This is a genomic window from uncultured Marinobacter sp. (assembly GCF_913055835.1).
Lineage (GTDB): Bacteria > Pseudomonadota > Gammaproteobacteria > Pseudomonadales > Oleiphilaceae > Marinobacter.
In genome coordinates, this window is sequence record NZ_CAJXKQ010000011.1 from 64588 (window position 1) to 88589 (window position 24002).

Consider the following 24002-nt stretch of genomic DNA (forward strand, 5'->3'; position numbering starts at 1 on the left):
ATGCGTGACAGTGAAGTCCTTGTGACTCATCACAAGGCACTGATGGAGCTGAGCCATAACATCAGCTTTATCGAAATGCCCCGCCCCAGCAAGCTGGCAGCCCTTATGGAGCTATGCACCCGCCTGCTGGGTGTAAAACGGGCAAGTGTCTGGCTGTTTCCACCGGAACGGGATCGGATTCGGTGCGAATGGCTGCACGACCGAGAGCGGCCCGACAGCAACTGCTGCCTGGCGCAGAATGGCGCCGAATTCAACCTGTTCCGCTCAGACCACCCCGAGTACTTCCAGGCTATTACAGAAGAACGGGTCATTGCCGTGGATGATGCCCGCAATGATATCCGCACCCGCTCATTCGACCGGGACTATCTGTCTGTTCAGAACATTCATTCCATGCTGGACGCACCGATTTTCGACGGAGAACAACTCAGTGGTGTTGTCTGCCTTGAATCGGATACCCACCGTGCCTGGTCGGTTCCGGATATCTCATTAGCAGCCGCCATCGCTGACACCATAAGCCTCATGAACACCCATGAAGCATGGCTGAGGTCGAAACGCGCCCTGGAATACGTCAGCCGCTACGACTCTCTCACCGGCCTCGCCAATATAGATTCGCTGCGTGACCGTTTGAGCCATCTGGTGCGCAAGATCAAACGTCGGGGCACCGGCAGCCTGGCGCTACTCTGGATCGATGTCGACCGCCTTAAAACCATTAACGATGGCCTGGGTCCCCAGGCGGGGGATCAGGTCATCGCTGACGTTGGTATGCGTCTGAAAGAAATCCAGCTGGCGGGCAAAGACTTTCTGGCGCGTATTGGTGGGGACGAGTTTGCGCTGGTGATCCGTAATTACACCCTGCCCGGGTTTCTTGATGAAGTGACCCGTGAGATCCAGAGCCGGATTCGCCAGCCAATCCGGGTTTCCGACCAGGATCTTAACGTCAGTGCCAGTATGGGCATCTGTCATTTTCCGGGCGACTGTCATGAGCCCGAGGAGCTTCTCCGGGGCGCTGAAGCGGCCATGTATCATGCCAAAAGGCAGGGCCGGGACCGTTCCACGCTGTTCGACTCGGAAATCCAGATGACAGCACGCTCCCGGTTTGCGCTGGAAAACGAATTGCGGGAAACGCTCAAAAGCAACGGCCTGGATGTGTTCTACCAGCCAATCATGGACCGCACGGGAACACAGCTGGAGAGTGCCGAGGCGCTGGTCCGCTGGGAGCATCCACAGCGCGGCTGGCTGTCTCCCATTGAGTTCCTGGATGTGGCACGCAGTGCAGGGCTTATGTACGAACTGGGAGCCTGTGTACTCAGAAACGTCTGCGACCATTGGCGTCAGGCGAAAGACCAGAACACCCCTTTACCCACCATATCCGTCAACCTATCAGCCGAGCAGGTACTGGTGCCGGAATTACCGGAGTTGGTAAAGGAGATCTGCAAAAATCAGGATATGCCGGTCAGTGCCCTGCAGTTTGAGGTGACCGAAGATTCGATCCAGGGGGATTTCAGTGGCATAGGTCGGGTTCTGGAGCAGCTGGTAGAAGCGGGCGCCGAGCTTGCCATTGATGATTTCGGCACCGGCTACTCATCGTTGTCACGACTAAAAAGCCTGCCCTTCTCCCGCATCAAGATCGACCGATCGTTCATCAACAACCTGCCGGATGACGACAACGATTGCGCAATCACGCTGTCGATCATCGGGTTGGCCAGGGGGCTGGGCCTGTCGGTGGTCGCCGAAGGTGTGGAAAACGAAGCCCATGAAGCCTGGTTGTTCGAGAAGGGCTGCGACTACCTTCAGGGCTACCGTTACAGCAAACCGCTTCCTTACTCTGACTTCATCAGCCGCTATTGTTCCCGCTGATTGCGCGCGTCAAACCCTTGGAATATTGATAACACCTCAAGAAAGCTTTCCTCGGGAGCGGCACTGACCGTCAGGGGCTCACCCGTTACAGGATGGCGGAAGGCCATCTTTGTCGCCGCCAACATCAGACGACCCTGACCGAAACGCTCGGCAAAATACCGGTTGTGTCGGCCCCGGCCGTGATTGGCGTCGCCAATAATCGGGTGGTTGATATGCTTCATGTGCCTTCGCAACTGGTGCTTCCGGCCTGTTTTTGGGAACAGTTCGACCACCGCGTAACGACTGCTCGGATATTTCTCGATTTCTACCGGTATCTCGGTGGTCGCCAGCGTGCGGTAATACGTAAGCGCGTCTCTCACCGGCTGCTCCACGCCTTTCAGTCGTCGATCCTCTGGCTCTTCTCTCAGGGGATAATCAATCTCCCCCTGCTCCGGCGGCCAGCCACGCACCATGGCCAGATAGGTTTTTGCCACTTCCCCAGCCATCATCGCCATACCCAGCGTGCGGGCGGTGTCGCTATCCCTCGCAAACACCAGGATGCCGGACGTAGGCCGGTCCAGGCGATGGACCGGGTAAACATGCTGGCCCCCATTAAGTGCCCGGGCATACTGCAGGGCAAACTCGGTTTCGTGTTTGTCGATAGGGCTCCGGTGAACCAGCAGCCCGGCCGGTTTGTGGACGGCCAGAAGATGGTCGTCCCGGTAAAGAACAGTCAGAGGGTTACCCATCAGATCCCTGTCATAAAAAGTTCATAATCCAACTGTTATAAAGTCTAATGATTTTAGTTGCCATGCCGACATAATATCCGGCAACTACTAGAAAAAAGCCACGGCAAGCGATCTGGACCCTAAACCTAACCGGGTAGTATCAATGAACTGGTATTCCAAAAGCATTCTCAACCGGGTCCTCCTGGTTGTCCTCACAGCTAATCTGATCGTCGCCGCAGTGGCGGTGGTTTACCTGAACTTCTCCCTGAAAGTCAAAGATGACTTCAACAGTCTTGTCAGCACCAGAATGGTAAACGCCCTCGAAGCCCAGGATGTGCTGTCTGAATTCAAGACCCAGGTTCAGGAGTGGAAAAACGTCCTTATCCGGGGAGCCGACCCGGAACAACTGGACAAATACTGGAACCGGTTCCAGGAGCGCGAAGCATCGATACAGAGCCAGCTTGATGACCTGATTCCTCGCATTCAGGAGCCACAGGCAAAGTCCCTGATGTCTGATTTCAAACAGGCACACCGGACGATGGGACGGGCCTATCGAGAGGGATTCGAGGCGTTCACACGCTCAGGCTTTGATCCGAACGCAGGCGATGCCGCGGTACAGGGGATCGACCGTGAACCCGCCAGACTGATTGTAGATGCCGCAACCGCAGTCCGGGAAGATAGCCTTGACCGGGCCGGAACCCTGAACACAGTTGTCACCGAGCGTAGCTGGCTGGTGGCGGGTCTTCTGATTGCCGCCATCATTCTGGGTACCATCGCGCTAATCATGATCCTGTTGTCGGGTGTGGTCCGGCCCGCACAGAAACTCACCTCGCAGATCTCCCGGCTGGGCGACGGTGACCTTTCGGACCCGGTCACCATGCAGCGCGCGGACGAATTGGGTCAACTGGCCGATGCCGCCCGAAGCCTGCACCGCTTCCTCAGCGATACCGGGCATCAGCTGAGCGAGAACGCCAGGCAATTGAACGATACCGGTGAGTTAATCCGCAAGAATGCGGACAGTGTTGTCAGCCAGTCCGACCTGGCCCATCAGCGCATTGAGCAGATAGCCACAGCCATGAACGAGATGTCCGCCACAGCCGAGGACGTAGCCAGTCACGCTGCATCTGTCGCTACCGAAGTCAGCCAGACCTCCGATGAGACGGCTACGGCCGACTCGCAGATCAACAAGGCTGTGGAGAGCATGCGCCGTTTGACCGATCAGATCCGGAGTTCAGCGGAAACTGTTAACCAGCTCGCCAGCGATGGCAAAAAAGTCGGCGACGTCATGCAGGTTATCCGGGAAATTGCCGACCAGACCAACCTTCTGGCGCTTAACGCCGCCATCGAGGCAGCCCGGGCAGGTGACGCCGGTCGCGGCTTTGCCGTGGTTGCAGACGAAGTGCGCAACCTGGCAGCCAAAACCCAGGAAGCGACCGTGGAAATTGACCAGATTATCGGTGCCATCAGTGGCGCCTCGCGGGATGCCACCGAGTTCATGCAAGCCTCGGGCGTTGTAGCTCAGGAAAGCAGTGAGGCGGTTGAAGCCGTACGAGCCACCCTTGGCGAAATCAACCGGCGCATGGGCAGCATCAACGATGCAACAACCCAGGTCGCTACCGCGGCCGAGGAACAGACCAGTGTCTGTGAAGACATCAACCGCAATGTCACGGATGTGGCCGAAACCTCAGAGGCCATGCACCAGGCTGCTGAAAACAATCTGCACACCGTTCCCGAACTGGAGGCCATGGCCTCCCGGGCGCGGGAACTGGCGAACCGGATCAAACACTAAGTGGCTCTGAATCGGCCGGTCAGCCTTCCGAAGGCCTGACCGGCCCGGTTGCCCAGAACCAGTAGTGACGGTGTAAGCAACAACGTCAGCACGGTGGCAAACGCCAGCCCGCCGGCGATGGCACTGGACAGCTGGGTCCACCATTGGGTTGAGGGAGCCCCCAGGCCCAGCGACGGCGTCAACAGGTCAACATTGACGCCGAGAACCATGGGCATCAAACCCAATACGGTGGTTATGGCCGTCAGCAGCACCGGCCTCAGACGCAGGCAGCCGGTTTCCAGCGCAGCCTCGTAGGCGTCCATGCCGTCCTTGCGCATCTGATTGTAGGTATCAATCAGAATGATGTTGTTGTTTACCACAATGCCCGCCAGGGCAATCGTGCCCATTCCCACCATCACGATGCCGAACGACTGACCATTCACCAGCAGACCCAGCAATACGCCGGCGGTGGACAGAACGATCGCGGAGAGAATCAGGAAGGTCTGGTAGAGCGAATTGAACTGGGTCACCAGTATCAACAGCATTAGAGCGATGGCGACCAGGAAGGCCGTAGCAAGGAAGTTGGATGCCTGCTGCTGATCCTCGTTTTCGCCGGCAAACTTCACCGAAATACCCTCGGGTGGTTCTGGCATCTCTGCCTGCAGTGCCCGCAACAGCTCATCCACACGGCGCCCCTGTGCGAGATCGGATTTAATGGTCACCGTGCGCTGGCCGTCTACCCGGACAATGCTGTTGGTCTTGTCACCGGGCCGCAGATCGACAAATTCCGAGAGCGGAATCTGGCCTCTCGAAGTGTGGATTGTCTGGCGCTGCAGATGGTCCAGCTCCCGCCAGTTGTTGGGCACCCGCACCACGATGTCTACTTCGTCCCGCACGTCTTCCGGGCGATAGGTCGCCAGTTTCAAACCGTTGGTCACCAGGCGCACGGCGCTTCCGATACCCAGGACATCGGTGCCAAACCGGGCGGCAGCTTCCCGGTCGACCTGCAGTCGCCACTCGATGCCGGGCAGGCTCCGGTCGTCTTCGATGTCCACGAAGCCACCGAGCTCACGCATTCGATCTTTGATCTCGTCCACGTAGCCATTGAGACTGTTCGCCTCCCGGCTGCTCACCTGCAGCTCTATCGGCTTGCCTTCTGCGGGACCACCCTCCTGCTTGCGGAATTCCAGTTCAATGCCTGGAATATCGGCGGTCATTTTCCGGAAGTCCTCGAGAATCGCGCTGGCGGGACGCCGTGTAAACCAGTCAGTAAACTGGAACTGCAGAACACCGATGACATCCGGCGCCAACTGTGAGCTGGTCTGGACCATCGAGCGGGCGTAGAGGGCCCTCACCTCCGGCATGCCACGTAGTCGCTGCTCCACTTCCCGCACGATGGCATCCCGCTCCCACACGGAGAGATCGCCTCGCGCCCTCACCTGCACCTGGGCGGAATCCGGCTCCACACTGGGGAAGAACTCCACGCCGTGGTTGAAGCGCGCGTATGCGGCATAGATCACGGCGATCACGCAAAGCACACCAATCAGCGTAAGCCCCGGTGAACGGAGTAGCTGTGCAAGTAATCGCCGATAGCCCTCCATCATTCGTCCCTGCGAAGGGCCCTGCCGGGCCCGGCGTCCGCCACTGGTACTGCCCAATACAGGCAAAAACACCAACGCCATGGCAAGCGATGCAATCAGGCAGATGATGACCGTCAGCGGCAGGAACTTCATGAATTCACCCACTACGCCCGGCCAGAACAACAACGGCACAAACACTGCCAGCGTGGTTGCCGTGGAGGCGATAATGGGCCACGCCATGCGACTGGCCGCCTCGGCCCAGGCGTGCTTGACCGTCTGCCCATCCGACAGGTTCCGGTCCGCCAGTTCAGAGACCACGATAGCGCCATCCACCAGCATACCGGCCACAAGAATAAGGCTGAACAGCACCACGATATTGAGCGTGAGACCCATGCCCCAGATCACCAGAATGCCGGTAAGGAACGCCCCCGGTATGGTAAGACCCACCATCACGGCAGACCGTGGCCCCATGGCGGCGATCACCACGATGAGAACCAACACGATAGCCGTCAGCACGTTGTTCAGCAGATCACTGAGAATGTCCCGCACCTCCTCGGACTGATCCATGATGTAGCGGATCTCCAGGGAATCCGGAAGCTGCGGCCTGGCCTGCTCGATCAACTCGCGAACCTGGGCAATGGTCTCAATAATGTTGGCACCGGAGCGTTTGGACACTTCCAGTACCAGCGCCGGCTCGCCGTTGATACGGGCAAAGCCGGTTGGGTCCTTGAAGGTGCGCTGGAGCATGGCCACATCGCCAAACGTCACCACCGTGTCGCCATCCACCTTCACGGGCATCGACATCACGTCTTCGATGGTTTCGATCACACCGGGTACCTTCAGGGCCATCCGGCCGTTGCCGGTATCCAGGGAGCCTGCTGCCACCAGCTGGTTGTTGCGGGTCACAAGCGCCGCCAACTGGTCAAAATCAATGCCATAGCTCTCCAGCACCTGGGGATCCACCACGATTTCCAGTAGGTCTTCGCGGTCGCCGCCAATCTCCACTTCCAGGACTTCCGGAATGGACTCGATGGCATCCTGGAATCGCCGGGCGATAGTGATCAGCTCACGCTCGGACAATGGGCCGGACAGACCGACAGACAGCACTGGAAACAGGGACACGTTGATCTCGTTCACCCTGGGTTCGTCCGCTTCCTGGGGCAGCTTGGTGCGGGCGGTATCCACCTTCTCGCGCACGTCCTGCAGAGCCTTGTCCGGATCGAACCCGGCATCGAACTCAAGCATCACCGAGGCATGGCCCTCTGAAGCGGTGCCGCGCATCTCCTTGATACCTTCAAGGGAACGCAACTCCTGCTCCATGGGGCGCACCAGGAGGCGTTCCGCGTCCTCCGGGCTGATGCCGTCCAGGGTCATGGAGACATAGATCATCGGAATGGTGACGTCAGGATTGGCTTCCTTGGGGATGGTCTGGAACGCAGCAATGCCACCAAGAATCAGGAACAACAAGGTCAGCAGGGTGGTCCGGCTTCGATCGATGGCTGCAAAGATCAGTGCGCGCATGCGGTCTAGCCCCTGTCTTCTGCGGCATCGACCGGCACAACCTGCTCACCGGTGCTCACGAAACCGCCTCCCCGGGTAATCAGGCGGATTTCATCCGGCAAGCCGGCAACCCAGGCGCCCTCCGTGGAGACACTCAGCAGTTTCACTTCACCGAACTCGACACGGTTCTCACCGTTCACATACTTCACACCCGGGCGACCATCATCCCCGAGGGACAGGTAGGCCGGCGAGATGAACATGGCCTTCACCTCCGGCAATGCCACCCTCAGGCTTGCGCTGCCACCGGCCACCCGCTTGCGATCGGGATTCTCAACCGCGATTTCCACCTCAAAGCTGCGGGTTTCAGGCGACGCAGCGCTTGCCACAAAGGTTACGACCCCGGAAAGACGACTGCCATCCAGCAAATCCACACGAACCGCCTGGCCGGGCGCCACATCGCCCACCGATTGCTGGGGAATCTGCGCACTGGCCTTCAGGCGATCCACTCTTACTAGCTGAAACAGGGGAGAACCCACCTGAACCAGATCGCCGGTGTCCACCGATTTGCGGTTGATAGTGCCATCAAAAGGCGCTTCGGGTGTGAGGTGGCTGATGGCCTGCCGGGCGCTGGTCAGCTCGGCATTTGCGGCAGCAAGTTCGCTTTCCAGTGTCAGCACCTCGGACTCCGCCGCAAGATTGCTGGCACGAAGCCGGCGGGCGGCAGCAAGATCCGCCTCCAGCTTCCGGACCCGGGACTGCCAGCGAGAAACCGCGGCGCTCCGACCCTCATCGGATATCGTGAGCAGCGTCTGCCCCTGCCGGACCTGCTCACCGAGGCTCACAGCCAGGGATTCCACCCGACCAGATACCTGGGCACTCAGCATCACCGAACTCCAGGGCTCCAGCTGCCCCTGCAGCATCAATCCGGGTTCATGAAGCCGCGCGGTCAGGGTTTCCACCTGCACGGTGGTGAGCTTGCCATCGCCGCCGCCCTGGCGCTCCGGAGCCTCGTCACTGGCCACCTTCACCTCGCCGGTCGCCATCCAGACCACCAGTGCGATCACGATCAGAAGCGACAGTCCAAGAGAACCCCATTTTGCTTTCGTCATTGAATGCTCACTGTTCCTGAATTCAAGGGTGACAAAAAAACCGGCAATTAACGGTTGCATCCGGCTAAAAACGTGGGGTAGATTCTACACAGAATCTTTTTACGAATTCAGAGCAGACTGTCGATTTTATGAATCTCAACGCAGTGATTGTCCTTGTGAAGCTCGTCCTGGTGGTCGTGGTACCGTCCGGGGGCTTTTGCGTGGACAAGCGGGTGAGATAGCGACAAACCTGACAAGACACCAGAAACCCCCGGCACCGAAAGGTCCCGGGGGTTTCTTTTTTTACGGCAAAAGAAAAGGGAAAAACGACCATGAACGGCGCACAGCACATTCTTGAAGCGTTCCACCGCCACCACATCAGCACGGTTTTCGGCTATCCGGGCGGCTGCATCATGCCGCTATACGACGCGCTGGTGGATGATGTGGGCGTGGAGCACGTGCTGTGCCGCCATGAACAGGGCTGCGCCCTGGCGGCCGACGGCTATGCCCGGGCCAGCGGCGAACTGGGCGTGTGCATTGCCACGTCCGGCCCCGGTGCTACCAACCTGATCACCGGTGTTGCCAATGCCCACCGGGATTCCATTCCCATGCTGGTCATCACCGGCCAGGTTCCCTCGGGGCTGATCGGCACCGACGCGTTCCAGGAAACCGACGTGTTGGGCATGACTCTGGGCATTGTTAAACACAGCTACCTGATCGATGATGCGGACAGCCTGCCCGCCATCATGGAAGAGGCCATCGAACTGGCCCAGAGCGGTCGTCCCGGCCCGGTGTGGATTGATATTCCCAAGGATCTGTTGCTGACCGAGGTGGCCGATGCGCCCTTCCCTCGGCCCGAGCCCCGCGAAACGGCGATGACCGATCTGACGGAAGCCTTGAAAATGCTGAGGGCTGCCCGCAAGCCCCTGCTCTACAGCGGCGGTGGTATCAGCCTGGCTCACGCCGAGGATAGTTTCCGGGCCTTTGCAAAATCCTCTACACTGCCAGCGGTCGTTACTCTGAAAGGCATCGGCAACCCGGGTAAACATAACCCCTACAACCTGGGCATGCTGGGCATGCACGGCTCCCGGGCCGCTAACAAAGCCGTCGACGACTGCGACCTGCTGCTGGTAATCGGCGCCCGCCTGGACGATCGGGCCACTGGTAAACTGGATGGGTTCGCCCCCAACGCCAAGCTGATCCATATCGATGCCGACGCTGCCGAGATCAACAAACTGCGCGGCGCCGACCTGGCGATCCGGGGTGAGCTGAACGCCATCCTGAAATCACTCGCGGATGCATTGCAGGCCGAGCCACTGGCCATCAGCGACTGGCAGAAACAGTGCCGCACCTGGCACACCACCGGCGGCTTCCACGCCGCCGACAACGAAGAGCCCCTGGCCCCGATTACCGGCCCGGCTTTCATCCGCCAGCTGTCCCGGATCGCACCGGACGACACTGTAATCGCCTGCGATGTAGGCCAGCACCAGATGTGGGTGGCCCAGCACTACGAATTCGACCACCCGCGCCACCACCTCACCAGCGGCGGCCTGGGCACCATGGGCTTCGGCATGCCCGCCGCCATCGGTGCCCAGTTTGCGGATCGCAACAGCACGGTGATCAATGTGACTGGTGATGGCTCGTTCATGATGAACGCGCAGGAGCTGGCCACCATTCGCCGCTACAACCTGCCGGTAAAACTGATCGTCATGGACAACCAGTGCCTGGGCATGGTCCGCCAGCAGCAGGAGCTGTTCTACAACAACCGGGAAAGCCAGATAAACCTGGACGACAACCCCGACTTCGTGGCCATGGCCCGGGCCTTCGACATCCCGGCCCTGCACATCGAACGCACCGACCAGATTCGCCGGGGCATCGAAACCATCCTGGCCTACAAGGGCCCGATGCTGCTGCACGTGGCCATCAGCCGGGAAGAAAACGTCTGGCCCATCGTCAAACCCGGCGCCAGCAACCGCGAAATGATCGACGAAACCGCCCGCACCGCCAAAGCCAGCAAGGAGCAAGTTGCATGAACCCGCAAAGCCAGCCATCAACGCCCAGCTACACCATCAACTGCCGAATGACCCACGAAGCAGCCGCCCTGGAGCGGCTCTGCCAGGTGGTCCGCATCCGCGGGTTCCGGATCGCCACCATGGCGGTAGAAACCGCCGGCGAGCACCTGGATATTGCACTGACTCTGGAGGGCACGCGGCCGATTGCCATGTTGCAGTCGCAACTGGAGAAACTTCATACGGTTGCTGAGGTTGCCCTCGCGGCCGGATCTGTGGCCCGGTCTCGTTCGGCCTGAGGTTTGGGAGTTGGGTCTTTTTGTAGCCTGAGGTTTGGCGGGTCGGGTCCTCTGCAGCCTGAGGTTTGGCGGGCAGGTACGCGGGTGGCGGTATTTTTTCTTCGGGGAAAAGAACTCGCTTCGCTCAGACACCTTTTCCCTGTCAGAAAAAATACCGCCACCCCCTACCGACGGGCAGCAACGATAGACCAAATGAACGATGAAGACCTTAATGCGGAATGAGGAGTTTGTAGGTCGGATTAGCGAAGCGTAATCCGACAAAATCTGTTGGATTACGCCTGCGGCTAATCCAACCTACAAGAAAATGTCTTTAAGTCGATGAACCCGTGTTGCACGTCGGCGCGGGGTGGTAGGTGGATTTTTCGCCGGAAAAAGGTGTCTGAGCGAAGCGAGTTCTTTTTCCAAGAAAAACTCCACCTGCCACCCCGCAGGCCCGCCCCTCAACCAACAGGCTACAAAGGCGGCCCCCTCCGAAGTTTCTGGCAAAATGGTTACCAGGCTTTGTAAGGCAGGAATTTCCCGTTCATGGTGACCACGACACGGTCGCCCTTCGGATTCTCTTCCTTCTCGATGTCCATGGTGAAATCGATGGCACTCATGATGCCGTCGCCGAATTTTTCATGGATCAGTTCTTTCATGGTATCGCCGTACACACCCACTACTTCGTACAGACGATAGATCAGCGGATCCTGCGGAACGGCGCCGTCCCAGGCTTTCTTGGGGCATACCTGCAGGGCCTCTGCCACCGGCTTATCGAGGTCGAGGACTTCGCACAGGGCGAAGGCCTTGTCTTCGGTGAGGCTGTTCATACCCAGGGCCGCTGAGGTGGTGAACACCGGCGACATGCCGATGGCTTCAGCAATGGCTTCCCAGGTCATGCCCTTGGACACTTTGGCTTCCAGGATTTTGGCGGTCATCAGTTCTTTGTTCATCATGGCTGTTTCCTCTCTTGGGTTTTTACGTCAGGCATTCACCGCGCGGGCGGCAGTGTCAGATTCGGATTGGGTCTCAGGCTCCGCAGGCGTCGGGGTGGACTGCGTCACGCCTTTGGCGGGTTCGGCAATTTTCGGGGTGCCGTCTTTTTCCGGCAGGGCCGAGCCGCTGCGGTTCACCAGGAAGTCCACCAGGTAATCACGGGTTTTGTGATAGGCCGGGTTCTGGAAGATGGTGGCCCGGGCCCGCGGGTGTGGAATATCCACTTTCACGCTTTCGGCGATGCGGGCGTTGGGGCCGTTGGACATCAGGAAAATGCGGTCGGAGAGCAGGATCGCTTCGTCCACATCGTGGGTGATCATGAACACGGTCTGGCGGGTTTCTTCCCAGATTTTCACCAGTTCGTCCTGAATCACGCCTCGTGTCAGGGCATCCAACGCACCGAAGGGTTCGTCGAGCAGCAACAGTTCCGGCTGGGTGGCGAAGGCCCGGGCGATACTCACCCGTTGACGCATGCCGCCGGATAGCTGGGACGGTTTGCGGTTCAGGGCATGTTCCAGGCCAACCATTTTCAGGTAGCGTTCGCTATGCTCCTTCACCTTCTCCTTCGACCAGCTGGGCCAGCGGGCTTTCACCGCGAACACGATGTTGTTCAGAGTGGTTTTCCAGGGCAGCAGACTGTAGTTCTGGAACACCACGCCGCGCTCAAGGCCGGGGCCTTTGATTTCCTTGCCGTTCATCACCACGTTGCCGGCGCTGGCTTCGTCCAGGCCTGCCAGCACGTTCAGGATGGTGGACTTGCCACAGCCGGAGTGGCCGATGATGCAGACGAACTCACCTTTCTCCAGGGCAAAGCGGATGTCCTCGAAGACGGTCAGATCGCCGCCCTGGCCGTCCGGGTAGACTTTGGACAGGCCATCTACTTCCAGGAATGATTTACTCATAACAGGTCTCCGTTCGGAGGGTTGAGGCCGGCACCGGAAACCGGTGCCGGACCGCTCATTCTTTGTATTCCACCAGTTTCTGGGCTTTGCCCAGGGCCAGGTCCAGCAGCATGCCCACCACCCCGATCATCAGGATGGAGAAGATCACACTGGCCAGATCCAGATTGTTCCATTCGTTCCACACGTAGTAGCCAATGCCGGTACCGCCCACGAGCATTTCCGCGGCCACGATGACCAGCCAGGCGATGCCGATCGAGATGCGCATGCCGGTCAGGATCGTTGGCGCTGCAGCTGGCAGGATGACCGTCAGCGCTGTCTTGATCGGGCTCAGCTCGTGGGTACGGGCCACGTTGACCCAGTCCTGCCTCACGTTGGCCACGCCAAAGGCGGTATTCAGAAGCATTGGCCAGATCGAGCAGATGAAGATCACGAAGATCGCCGAGGCGTCGGAATCCTGGATGATGAACAGGGCCAGGGGCATCCAGGCCAGGGGCGAAATGGGCCGCAGCACCTGGATGTACGGGTTCAGGGCCTTGTACATCAGCGGCGACATACCGATCAGAAAGCCAATGGGCAATGCGATGGCCATGGCCGCCAGATAGCCGGTGAGCACCCGGTACACCGAGTAGGCCAGCTGGATGCCAATGCCCTTGTCATTGGCGCCGGCGTCATAGAACGGATTGGACAGCTCCGCCCACGCCAGCTTGATCACCGCCGAAGGTGGCGGCACCCGGGATTCCTGTTCCGCCCCGCCCATCAGCATCTCGTATTCGGTGAGCCCGGTCTGGGCCTCCGGGGGCTGGGTTGCCATTTCCCAGAGCCCCAGGGCCAGGATCAGGAACGACACCGACAGCAGTGCCGCCCGAACGTTCAGGGAAGCCATGGTTACACCCTCCCGATGTCGAAGCTGCGGGCGTACTCTTCGGCACGATCAGAATCGAACGTTTTGCCCATGATGGTGTGGGTCTTGTAGGTCCTGTCCGGAGCGGTATAACCCAGTTCCTCCATGATCTTCCCGGTCTCGCTCGCCAGGTAGACCTGCTCGGCAATGCCCTTGTAGTCCACATCACCCTCGATATAACCCCAGCGCTTCATCTGGGTGAGGATCCAAACACCCATGGAGTGCCAGGGGAACGGGTCGAAATCGATGCGGTCCGGCACGTCCTTCACCTCGCCAAGGCCATCGGCGTAGTAGCCGGTCAGCACCTGCTGGATGACCGGTACCGGTTGGTTCAGGTAGTTCTTCGGCGCAATGGCTTCGGAGATTTCCTTGCGGTTATCCGGGTTATTGGAGTACTGGGTCGCGTCGATGATGGCCCGCAACAGTGCGCCGTAGGTGTTCGGGTTCTGGGTCGCAAACTGCTGGCTGCAGGCAAAGGCGCAGCAGGGGTGACCTTCCCAGATGTCCTTGGTGAGCATGTGGATGAAGCCGACTTTCTCCCACACGGCACGCTGGTTGAACGGGTCCGGAGACAGGTAGCCATCGAGGTTACCGGCGCGGAGGTTGGCAACCATCTCGGGTGGCGGAACCACACGGATCTGCACGTCTTTGTCCGGGTCAATACCGTTCTCGGCCAGGTAGTAGCGCAGCAGGAAGTTATGCATGGAGTACTCGAACGGCACGCCAAACTTGAAGCCTTTCCACTGCTTCGGGTCCCGCTTGTCCTTGTGGTCCACGTGCAGCACGATGGCCTGGCCGTTGATGTTCTCGACCGCCGGCATGATGAACGGCTCCGGCGTGGAGCCCGCGCCCATGGTCATGGCCAGGGGCATGGGAGTAAGCATATGTGAGGCGTCGTACTCGCCGGCCAGGGACTTGTCCCTGGCTACCGCCCAACCTGCGGTCTTGGTGACGGTCACATCCAGTCCGTAACGCTCATAAAAGCCCATCGGATGGGCCATGATGATAGGCGTGGCGCAGGTGATCGGCACAAAACCAACGTTCAGCTTGGTCTTCTCGAGCTTGCCCAGCGACTCCTTCACTGCGGCCTTGGCCTTCTCCATCGGGAACACGCTGCCCAGAACGGCAGCCGCGGTGCCCGCGCCCATCATTTTCATGAAGGCGCGCCGGCTATGCTCGTTGTGGCCAAACACGGAGCGCACCACGGCGCCTTCAATGGCGCGATCCATCATCGCCTCGGAATCCAGATGCTCGTCAGCAACTGTCTGCTGGCCGGCGGAGGGCTTGAGATCGAGGGAAATGGACGGGGTGCTGTCGCCGGGTTTGCACTCGGGGCAGCCACAGGTCTTCGCGTGAATCAGGGACTTGTCACCGTCAAACGGATTTCCAAGGCTTTTCGTGGTCATTGGGCACTCTCCTGGGTTACTGGTAATTTCTGCACTCTTGCGGTGCAACAAAGTTGCGGCTCGGGCCCAGCGCCTGAAACGGTCCGGGTCGGCTACGCGTTCTGGAATGGGTATCGCAGGGTTTGTGCCAAGTGCGGATATTTTTTTAACTCATTGTTTTTAAGAAACTAAAAACAGTGGGCCTGAAAAACGGAGGGCTACGATATTTCGTAATTAACGATTTTTCGTAGCCAGTACTGCGATTTTTCGTAGTTGGCACAGGGTTTGTTTCTTCCTGCAGGGACTAACCCAGGAAATCGCCATGAAGACCGAAGCCGTCCTTGCCCCTGAAATCACTGCCAACTGGATCGACCACCTGCCAGAAGCGGCCCTGCTGGTGGACGCCGCCCGGGATCTGATCCTGTCGGCCAACAGTGCCATGGGCCGAATGATCGGCACGGACCGACAATCATTGACGGGAACCCCCTGCACTCACCTGTTCACAGACCAACGACCCCAGTTGATTGCGTTCACCGAGGAAATCCTGTTTCGCAGCCACGGCTGGAGCCGGGACTTCTTCCTCCAGCACCGGGACGGTCACACCGTGGAGCTGGAAATTTCCTCTTCCCGGGTCGGCGAAGCGGAATCCCAGAATGTGCTGTTGTTGCTCCGCGACCGGCGCCAGCTTCGCACTCTTCGGGAGCGCCATGACGCCAACCACTACCACCGGGGTGGCCTGCTTGAGTGGCGTCGGGTGGAAGAGCTGTTCAAGGACATGGAGCGGGAAAACCAGCTGATCCTGCATGCGGTCGGCGAAGGCATTTACGGGGTGGATGCCGAGGGGCGAGGCACCTTCGCCAACCCCGCCGCCGAGCGCATGCTGGGTTGGCGAATTGACGAGCTCATGGGTCGGGTCCTACACCGCGTGGTGCACCACTCCCATGCCGATGGCAGCCTTTATCCATTGAAGGACTGCCCGATATACGCCGCCTTCCGCGATGCCAGCGTGAAGCGCGTGGGCGAAGACTGGTTCTGGCGCAAGGACGGCAGCGGCTTCCCGGTGGAATACACCAGCACGCCGATTCTGGATAACGGGCATCCGGTCGGTGCCGTGGTGGTGTTCCGGGATATCTCGGCCCGCCAGGAAGCCCAGAAAGAGCTGCAGAAAGCGCTGGAGGAAGTGGAGACCCTCAAACACCGGCTGGAAATGGAAAACGCCTATCTACAGGAAGAGCTCAGCGCCGAATATCACTTTCACGAAATCTTCGGCCAGAGCGATGCTATCAAGGCTATCGTGCGCCGGATCGGTATGGTGGCGCCCACCGATGCCAACGTGCTGATCACCGGTGAATCCGGCACTGGCAAGGAGCTGATTGCCCGTGCCATCCACCAGTCCAGCAGCCGTCGGGATCGCCCCCTGATTCGGGTGAACTGTGCCGCCATCCCCAAGGATCTGTTCGAGAGTGAGTTCTTCGGCCACATCAAGGGTGCTTTCACCGGCGCCGTCAGCGACCGTGTGGGCCGGTTCGAACTGGCCGACGGCGGCACCCTGTTCCTGGACGAAGTCGGTGAAATCCCGCTGGAACTTCAGGGCAAACTGCTCCGGGTACTCCAGGATCAGCAGTTCGAGCGTGTGGGCGAAAACAATACTCGGGCCGTGGACGTGCGCGTCATTGCCGCCACCAACCGGGACCTGAAATCGGAAGTTCAGGAGAAAACCTTCCGGGAAGATCTCTATTTCCGTCTGAACGTTTTCCCCATCGAGTCTGTGCCATTGCGCCGGCGCCTTGAGGATATTCCCATCCTCGCCCAGGAATTTCTGAACCGGGCCTGCCAGAAGTTCAACCGGCCGCATTTGGCCCTGAAAGAACGTGACGTTGAAACCCTGAAAGCCTACCACTGGCCCGGTAACGTACGTGAGCTTGAGAACGTGATCGAGCGACAGGTGATCACTGCAGACGGCCGGCTGGATCTGGACCTGCCGGGGCCGGAATCCGCAGCCCGGACCACCAATTTAGAAACACCCCCCGCCCGACATTACAGCGGCGAATTGATGACGGAACAGGAGCTGCGGGAACTGGAGAAACAGAACCTGACCCGGGCCCTTACCATGAGCAGCGGCCGGGTCTTCGGCGATGACGGCGCTGCGGCCATGCTGGGCATCAAACCGACCACCCTGACCTCGCGCCTGAAAAAGCTGAAGATCGAACCGAGGGAGTTCCAGGTCAGGCCGGAGTAATGCCCACCTGGTTCAGGGCGTAGGTCACTGCAATCCACAGCAGCATCACCAGTGGCAGGTAGCGGCCCACAAGGTACATCCGCCATTCCCACCAACGGCTTTCCGTACCCAGCACAGTCCTGATTTTCTCTGGCGGGATAAACCAGCAGAACATAGCCGCCCCCAACACCCCGGAGAAGATAATCACATTGCCACCGGCCACCCGGTCAATCACATCCAGCACCGGCTCCCCGGCAATGTTCCATTCCAGCGGTGTGAAACTCAGTGCGGATGCCGTGCCCAACACCAGCATCACCAGGGTAACCAGACTGACGGCCTTGCCATTGCTCAACCGGAACTCCTCCGCCACCGCGGCAATCATCACCTTCAGCCCGGCCAGGCTGGAACTGAACGCAGCCATGAAAAACAGGCTGAAAAACAGCGTACCCACCCAGTAGCCGCCAGCCATATCCTCAAACACCCGGGGCATGGTCACAAACGCTAACTGACTGCCTTCGGTCGGCTCCATTCCCAGACTGAACACAAAAGGAAAGATCATCCAGCCCGCCAGCAACGCCACACTGGTCTCAGTACCGGCAACAATCAGACAGGCCCGGGGCACATGGGTCTGCCGGGGAATGAAACTGCCATAGGTCACCAGGTAGCCCTGGCCGATCGCCAGCGTGTAAAACGCCTGCCCGAAGGCAAACGCCCACAGCTTGCCGTCCGCCAGCCGGCTCCAGTCCACCTGAAAAAAGAAATCCTTGGTCTGCTCCCAGCCCGGTGTGCGGCTGGCGAAGATCACCAGGCCGACCATCACAATGATCAACACCGGCATCAGAATCTTCGACATCAGCTCAATGGCTGTCACATCCTTGGCCAGGATAATCGCCCCCAGCAAAGTGACGGCAAAGAAGTACCATAGCGAGTTATACCCGGCGGTAAAATCCCCGAACACCCGGAGATCATCCGTTGCGGCATCCACCGCATAACCAAGGGTCCAGCCGGTAATCACCAGGTAATAGCTGGTAATGGCCATGGTGATCAGCACCACAAACCAGCCATACACCACGCCAAAGCGGTTTACCTGCCGGTAGGTCTGAACCGTACTGCCCTTGGAAAGACGCCCCGCCGACACCTCCAGAATCATGATGGGCAGAACCACCACAATCAGCGCCAGCAGATACGCCACCACAAAAGCGCCACCGCCGTTCTCCCCCACCATGTACGGAAACCGCCACAGGTTCCCAAGCCCCACGGCCGCGGCGGCCATGGAGGCCACAAACGCAGGCTCGGAGCTCCACTGTTTTCGGGATTCCTCAATAAATTCGTGGCGCTTTCGCACGGGGGTTTTCTCTCCAATGCCGGGGAATTTCAATGCATTGAAGGCTAGCAAATCATGGGGTTGGTCGCATGACTGATATCAACTGTGGCATTCGGGAAGGTTTAGATAGGAGGTCGGATTAGCGGTCGTAGGAAGGATTCATTCGTAGGTCGGATTCATTCGTAGGTCGGATTAGCGAAGCGTAATCCGACAAAATCCGCAGGCTGGATTAGCCAAAATCTGTTGGATTACGCCTTCGGCTAATCCAACCTACAGGGACAAAGCGCATCAACAGATCATTAACTTCGCGATTCCTCATGGGTATCTCGGCCACCCCGCAGCCCGCCCCCAAACAGGCAGGCTACGAGGAGAAGCTATCAGATCAACTCAATAGCAACCGCAGTCCCCTCACCACCACCAATACACAGCGAAGCCACACCACGCTTCAGCCCACGCTGCTTCAGTGCATTCATCAGGGTCACGATAATCCGCGAACCGGAAGAACCGATCGGATGCCCCAGGGCACAGGCGCCGCCGTGAACGTTGACCTTCTCCGCCGGAAGCTTGAGCTCGTTCATGGCCGCCAGGGTCACCACAGCAAAGGCTTCGTTGATTTCGAAAAGGTCCACGTCGTCCACGCTCCAGCCGGCTTTCTTCAGCACCTTCTCGATGGAACCGATGGGCGCCAGGGTGAACTCTGCCGGCAGTCGCGCGTGGGTGGCGTGGGCCACGATGCGGGCCTGGGGTGTCAGGCCACGGGCATCGGCTTCGGCCGCTGAGGCCAGAACGAGTGCGGAGGCACCGTCACTGATGGAGCTGGAGTTGGCCGCGGTCACGGAACCGTCTTTGGCGAAGGCCGGTTTCAGGTGCGGGATTTTCTCCGGCTTGGCATTACCCGGCTGCTCGTCGGTATCGACCTCGGTGTCGCCACCACGGCCAGATACGGTTACCTGAACAATCTCATCACGGAACCAGCCGTTTTCGATGGCCGCCAGAGATTTCTGCAGGGAACCGATGGCAAATTCGTCCATAGCCTGGCGGCTGATGTCGTATTTATCCGCGGTACGCTGGGCAAATACACCCATCAGTCCGCCTTCGTAAGCGTCTTCCAGGCCGTCCAGGAACATGCTGTCCATCACCTGGCCGTGGCCCATGCGCATACCACCGCGGGCCTTGGGCAGCAGGTACGGCGCCTGGCTCATGTTTTCCATGCCGCCGGCAATCATGATGTTGTTGGTGCCAGCCTTGATCTGGTCGTGGGCCATGATCACGGCCTGCATGCCGGAGCCGCACATCTTGTTGATGGTGGTGCAACCTGAGCTGTCCGGGATGCCGGAGGCGCGGGAGGCCTGGCGCGCGGGGGCCTGGCCCAGGCCGGCGGGCAGTACACAGCCCATGATGACTTCCTGAACATCCGCCGGCTGGAGGCCGGAGCGTTCGATGGCCGCTTTGATGGAGATAGCGCCGAGGTCCGGGGAGCGCACGGTGCTGAGAGAGCCCATCATGCCGCCCATCGGGGTTCTTGCTGAGCCTGCGATTACCACATCATTGCTGTTCATTTCGTTGTCCTCCTGATTCTGTGCAGGGCCCGATCAGGGGCAGCCTTTCCGGGACACGCTGTGAATACGTCCATGTACGCTTGACTGCAGCATCCATGCTGCAGTCAGTCCCGGAAAGGCCGCCCCTGCTCGGACCCCGAGCATTCGAGTTGCCTTCCGGAAGTCCTATAGACTCTTCCTTTTTCAGGCCTTGCCCAGTACCGACCGGGCAATGATTTCTTTCATGACTTCCGAAGTGCCGCCATAAATGCGCTGCACCCGCGCGTCGATAAAGGCCCGGGAAATCGGGTATTCGGTGGTGTAACCGTAACCGCCAAACAGCTGCAGGCAGCCATCCGCCACGCGGCACTGCATTTCGGTGGCGCTGTACTTGGCCATTGAGGCGGTTGGCGCGTCCAGTTCGCCCAGGTCGTACTGGTCGATGCACTGGTCCACGAATGCCTTGTTCACCCGGTAGTCGGTTTCCATGCGCGCGATTTCAAAGCGGGTGTTTTGCAGTTGGGCCAGTTTCTGGCCGAACAGTTCCCGCTCCTGGGCGTAGGCGATGGTCAGGTCCAGGGAGCCACGGGCGGCGGCTACGCCGAGAGCACCGATCACCAGGCGTTCCCGGGGCAGTTCTTTCATCAGGTACACGAAACCCTGCCCCTCTTCACCGAGGAGTGCGGAGGCCGGGATTCTCATATCGGAGAAGAACAGCTCGGAGGTATCCCCGGAGTGCTGGCCAATCTTGTCGAGGTTGCGACCTTTGCTGAAGCCCGGCAGTGAGGTATCCACCAGGAACAGGCTGATGCCGCGGGCGCCGGCCTTTGGATCAGTCTTGGCGGCGACGATCACCATGTCGGCGTGCTGGCCGTTGGTGATGAAGGTCTTGGAGCCGTTCAGGATGTACTCATCGCCATCTTTCACCGCGCTGGTGCGGATTGCCTGCAGGTCACTGCCGGCGCCGGGCTCGGTCATGGCGATGGCGCCAACGGCTTCGCCGGAGACCAGTTTGGGCAGCCATTGCTGACGCTGCTCTTCGTTACCCATGTGGCTCAGATAGGGAGCCACGATGTCTGAGTGCACCATTACGTTGGTGGAAAGAGCGCCGAATCCCATGCGGGCCAGCTCTTCGCCGACCACCACGGAAAACTGGAAAGGAGCACCGATGCCGCCCCACTCTTCGGGTACATCCACGCAAAGCATGCCGGCGTTGCCCAGGGTGTTCCACAGCTCGCGGGGCACCAGTCCGGACTTTTCCCAGGCTTCGTAATGAGGCGTTACTTCTTTTTCCAGGACCTTGATGACGGAATCCCGGAACATCGCCAGTTCTTCTTTATCAACAGACACGGTCATGACTGTCTCCTGCAGTTGAATACTTACTTGGGCGCCATGCGAAGCGCGCAGTCCAGACGAATCACTTCGCCGTTAAGAATCGGGTTGCGCACCATCTGGTCCACCATCATGCCGAATTCTTCGGGTTTGCCGAGGCGCTTGGGGAACGGCAGCGTGGCTGCCAGGCTTTCCTGCACTTCCTCAGGCATACCTGCCATCATGGGGGTCATAAACAGCCCGGGTGCAATCGTATTTACCCGGATACCCTCGCGAGCCAGCTCACGGGCCGACTGCAGGGTTAGCGATACCACACCGCCCTTGGAAGCACTGTAGGCTGCCTGGCCGATCTGGCCTTCGTAGGCAGCCACTGAAGCGGTGTTGATGATCACGCCGCGCTCACCGTCGGCGTTGGGTTCACGCTGGGCCATGTCCGCTGCCGCCAGACGCAGGATGTTAAAGGTGCCAATCAGGTTGACCTGAATAACCTTGCTGAAGCTCTCAAGAGGCATAACGCCTTCGCGGCCCAGGATCTTCGAAGCGGTGGCTATACCGGCACAGTTCACGGCAATACCGCAGGGGCCATGAGCTTCCCGGGCAGCGCTGATAGCAGCTTCGGCGCTGTCGGGGGAGCTCACATCACACTCCAGGAAAATCCCGCCGATGTCCTCGGCCACCTTGCGGCCCTGTTCCTTTTGCAGATCCAGGATCGCCACCTTGCATCCGGATGCCGCCAGCGCACGGGCCGCACCCTCGCCCAGCCCGGAAGCGCCGCCTGTTACAATGGCCGGTACATTTTTGAAATCCATCGTTCACTCCCCTTTTCGGAATTCTGTTTGTTTAAAATCGGACCAGAAAACTACTTTACGTTTACGTAAACTTTATCTAACCTAAGTCGAAAAAGGAAATCGCAATGGTCGAAAAAAGAACGTTCAGCATCAGCGAGCTCTCACAGGAGTTCGATGTCACAACGCGAAGCATCCGCTTCTATGAGGATCAGGGCCTGCTCAAGCCCCGGCGCCGCGGACAGACCCGCATTTTCAGCACCAAGGACCGGGTGCGCCTGAAACTGATCCTTCGCGGCAAGCGCATGGGCTTCACCCTGGCGGAAACCCGGGAACTGTTTGACCTGTGGGATGAAACTCTTACCGGTAACGAAAAACAGCTCCTGAAAATGCTGGAGATCCTGGAGGGTCGCAAAGCCATGCTGGAACAGCAGAAGAACGACATTGCCCAGGCAGAGATGGAAATAGACACAGCGGAAGCCCGGTGCCGAGAAGCCCTGGCGGAGCTACAAAAGAAAAAGAAACAGCAGGCGCCGGCCAACGACGAGGCCAGGCAGACCGCTGAAAACTAATGATCGACAGAAATCAAAGGTAGCCAACGATGAAATCACAGTACTCAGAGCTCAACTTCGGCCTCGGCGAAACCCTCGATATGCTCCGCGAGCAGGTTAACGGCTTTGCCGCTGCAGAAATCGCGCCGCGCGCCGAGGAAATCGATCGCAACAACGAATTCCCCATGGACCTGTGGCGGAAAATGGGCGACATGGGCCTGCTGGGTATCACCGTGAAAGAAGAATACGGCGGATCCGACATGGGCTACCTGGCCCACGTAATCGCCATGGAAGAAATCAGCCGTGCTTCTGCCTCCGTTGGCCTGTCCTATGGTGCCCACTCCAACCTGTGTGTGAACCAGATTCACCGCAACGGCACCGAAGAACAGAAACAGAAATACCTGCCCAAACTCGTAAGCGGCGAACACATCGGCGCCCTGGCCATGTCCGAGCCCAACGCCGGCTCCGACGTCATTTCCATGAAACTGAGCGCCAAAGACGCCGGTGACCACTACGTTCTAAACGGCAACAAAATGTGGATCACCAACGGCCCGGACGCCAACACCTACGTTATCTACGCCAAGACCGACACCCAGGCCGGTTCCAAGGGCGTGACCGCCTTCATCGTAGAGCGCGACTACCCGGGCTTCAGCCGCCACCAGAAACTCGACAAGCTCGGCATGCGTGGCTCCAACACCTGCGAACTGGTGTTCGAAGACTGCAAAGTACCCAAGGAAAACGTCCTGGGCGGCGTTGGCAACGGCGCCAAAGTCCTTATGAGCGGCCTCGATTACGAGCGTCTCGTTCTTTCTGGCGGCCCGCTGGGCATCATGCAGGCAGCTATGGACGTTGTCGTCCCCTACATCCGCGAGCGCAAACAGTTCGGCCAGGCCATCGGCGAATTCGAACTGGTACAGGGCAAAGTTGCCGACATGTACACCTGGATGAACACCGCCAAATCCTACGTCTATATGGTTGCCATGTCCGCCGACCGCGGCGCGGAAACCACCCGGAAAGACGCTGCCGGCGCGATCCTCTACTCCGCCGAAATGGCCACCAAAATCGCCCTGGACGCCATCCAGCTGCTCGGCGGTAACGGCTACATCAACGAGTACCCGACAGGCCGCCTGCTGCGGGACGCCAAGCTGTATGAGATCGGTGCCGGAACGTCCGAGATTCGTCGGATGCTGATCGGCCGCGAGCTGTACCTGAACAAATAAGCAGTAGCTGATCACATCGATTTACGGACGCTAACTCCCTCGGTACGCCGAGGGTGTGGTGGG

The 24002-nt window shown here is 59.3% G+C and carries 18 protein-coding genes; 7 read left to right on the forward strand and 11 right to left on the reverse strand.

What is annotated here, in order from left to right; all coding sequences use genetic code 11:
• Window positions 1-1857, forward strand: a complete 1857-nt coding sequence (locus tag QZ534_RS08300) for a sensor domain-containing phosphodiesterase (RefSeq protein ID WP_296933575.1) — start codon at window positions 1-3, stop codon at window positions 1855-1857.
• Here QZ534_RS08300 and QZ534_RS08305 read toward each other — a convergent pair.
• Window positions 1842-2585, reverse strand: coding sequence for a pseudouridine synthase (locus QZ534_RS08305; protein ID WP_296933577.1), 744 nt, complete (start codon window positions 2583-2585; stop codon window positions 1842-1844). The genes QZ534_RS08300 and QZ534_RS08305 overlap by 16 nt on opposite strands.
• A gap of 142 nt (window positions 2586-2727) precedes the next feature.
• Between QZ534_RS08305 and QZ534_RS08310 the strand changes: the two genes are divergently transcribed.
• Window positions 2728-4353, forward strand: a complete 1626-nt coding sequence (locus QZ534_RS08310; protein ID WP_296933579.1) for a methyl-accepting chemotaxis protein — start codon at window positions 2728-2730, stop codon at window positions 4351-4353.
• Here the strand turns inward: QZ534_RS08310 and QZ534_RS08315 are convergent.
• Window positions 4350-7433: an efflux RND transporter permease subunit gene (locus QZ534_RS08315; RefSeq protein ID WP_296933581.1), complete on the reverse strand. Its 3084-nt coding sequence runs from the start codon at window positions 7431-7433 to the stop codon at window positions 4350-4352. The two genes, QZ534_RS08310 and QZ534_RS08315, sit on opposite strands and share 4 nt — an antisense overlap.
• A gap of 5 nt (window positions 7434-7438) precedes the next feature.
• A complete protein-coding gene (locus QZ534_RS08320) occupies window positions 7439-8521 on the reverse strand; it encodes an efflux RND transporter periplasmic adaptor subunit (protein WP_296933582.1) in 1083 nt (360 codons plus the stop codon).
• Between the two features lie 311 nt (window positions 8522-8832).
• Between QZ534_RS08320 and ilvG the strand changes: the two genes are divergently transcribed.
• Window positions 8833-10533, forward strand: a complete 1701-nt coding sequence (ilvG, locus tag QZ534_RS08325) for an acetolactate synthase 2 catalytic subunit (RefSeq protein WP_296933583.1) — start codon at window positions 8833-8835, stop codon at window positions 10531-10533.
• Window positions 10530-10808, forward strand: a complete 279-nt coding sequence (locus tag QZ534_RS08330) for an ACT domain-containing protein (protein ID WP_008170585.1) — start codon at window positions 10530-10532, stop codon at window positions 10806-10808. Before ilvG ends, QZ534_RS08330 begins: the two co-directional genes overlap by 4 nt.
• Before the next feature lie 491 nt (window positions 10809-11299).
• Here QZ534_RS08330 and cynS read toward each other — a convergent pair whose 3' ends face one another.
• From cynS to QZ534_RS08350, 4 genes are read right to left on the reverse strand one after another with little or no spacing between them, the layout of a single operon-like run.
• Complete coding sequence (gene cynS, locus QZ534_RS08335) at window positions 11300-11743, reverse strand: cyanase (protein ID WP_296933585.1); 444 nt, start codon at window positions 11741-11743, stop codon at window positions 11300-11302.
• Between the two features lie 27 nt (window positions 11744-11770).
• On the reverse strand, window positions 11771-12685 hold the full coding sequence (locus QZ534_RS08340) for an ABC transporter ATP-binding protein (protein WP_296933587.1): 915 nt from the start codon (window positions 12683-12685) through the stop codon (window positions 11771-11773).
• Between the two features lie 55 nt (window positions 12686-12740).
• On the reverse strand, window positions 12741-13568 hold the full coding sequence (gene ntrB / locus QZ534_RS08345) for a nitrate ABC transporter permease (RefSeq protein ID WP_091991999.1): 828 nt from the start codon (window positions 13566-13568) through the stop codon (window positions 12741-12743).
• A gap of 2 nt (window positions 13569-13570) precedes the next feature.
• Entirely contained in the window at window positions 13571-14992 is a 1422-nt protein-coding gene (locus QZ534_RS08350; RefSeq protein ID WP_296933590.1) for an ABC transporter substrate-binding protein, read from the reverse strand.
• Window positions 14993-15293: 301 nt separating this feature from the next.
• On the opposite strand from QZ534_RS08350, the gene QZ534_RS08355 reads away from it, so the two are divergent.
• Complete coding sequence (locus tag QZ534_RS08355) at window positions 15294-17210, forward strand: sigma 54-interacting transcriptional regulator (RefSeq protein ID WP_296933592.1); 1917 nt, start codon at window positions 15294-15296, stop codon at window positions 17208-17210.
• Here QZ534_RS08355 and QZ534_RS08360 read toward each other — a convergent pair.
• From QZ534_RS08360 to QZ534_RS08375, 4 genes are all read right to left on the reverse strand, one after another.
• Window positions 17197-18534: a sodium-dependent transporter gene (locus QZ534_RS08360; RefSeq protein WP_296933594.1), complete on the reverse strand. Its 1338-nt coding sequence runs from the start codon at window positions 18532-18534 to the stop codon at window positions 17197-17199. The two genes, QZ534_RS08355 and QZ534_RS08360, sit on opposite strands and share 14 nt — an antisense overlap.
• 356 nt (window positions 18535-18890) lie before the next feature.
• The gene (locus tag QZ534_RS08365) at window positions 18891-20072 is read right to left on the reverse strand and encodes an acetyl-CoA C-acyltransferase (protein WP_296933597.1); all 1182 of its coding nucleotides are present in this window, start codon (window positions 20070-20072) and stop codon (window positions 18891-18893) included.
• Window positions 20073-20255: 183 nt separating this feature from the next.
• Complete coding sequence (locus QZ534_RS08370) at window positions 20256-21407, reverse strand: acyl-CoA dehydrogenase family protein (RefSeq protein ID WP_014576486.1); 1152 nt, start codon at window positions 21405-21407, stop codon at window positions 20256-20258.
• Between the two features lie 23 nt (window positions 21408-21430).
• The gene (locus QZ534_RS08375; protein ID WP_296933599.1) at window positions 21431-22192 is read right to left on the reverse strand and encodes a 3-hydroxyacyl-CoA dehydrogenase; all 762 of its coding nucleotides are present in this window, start codon (window positions 22190-22192) and stop codon (window positions 21431-21433) included.
• A gap of 104 nt (window positions 22193-22296) precedes the next feature.
• On the opposite strand from QZ534_RS08375, the gene QZ534_RS08380 reads away from it, so the two are divergent.
• Window positions 22297-22740 carry a MerR family DNA-binding transcriptional regulator gene (locus QZ534_RS08380; protein ID WP_296933601.1) on the forward strand — a complete coding sequence of 148 codons (444 nt, stop codon included), beginning with the start codon at window positions 22297-22299 and terminating at the stop codon, window positions 22738-22740.
• Window positions 22741-22769: 29 nt separating this feature from the next.
• A complete protein-coding gene (locus QZ534_RS08385; RefSeq protein ID WP_296933603.1) occupies window positions 22770-23939 on the forward strand; it encodes an isovaleryl-CoA dehydrogenase in 1170 nt (389 codons plus the stop codon).
• Window positions 23940-24002: the final 63 nt, after the last annotated feature.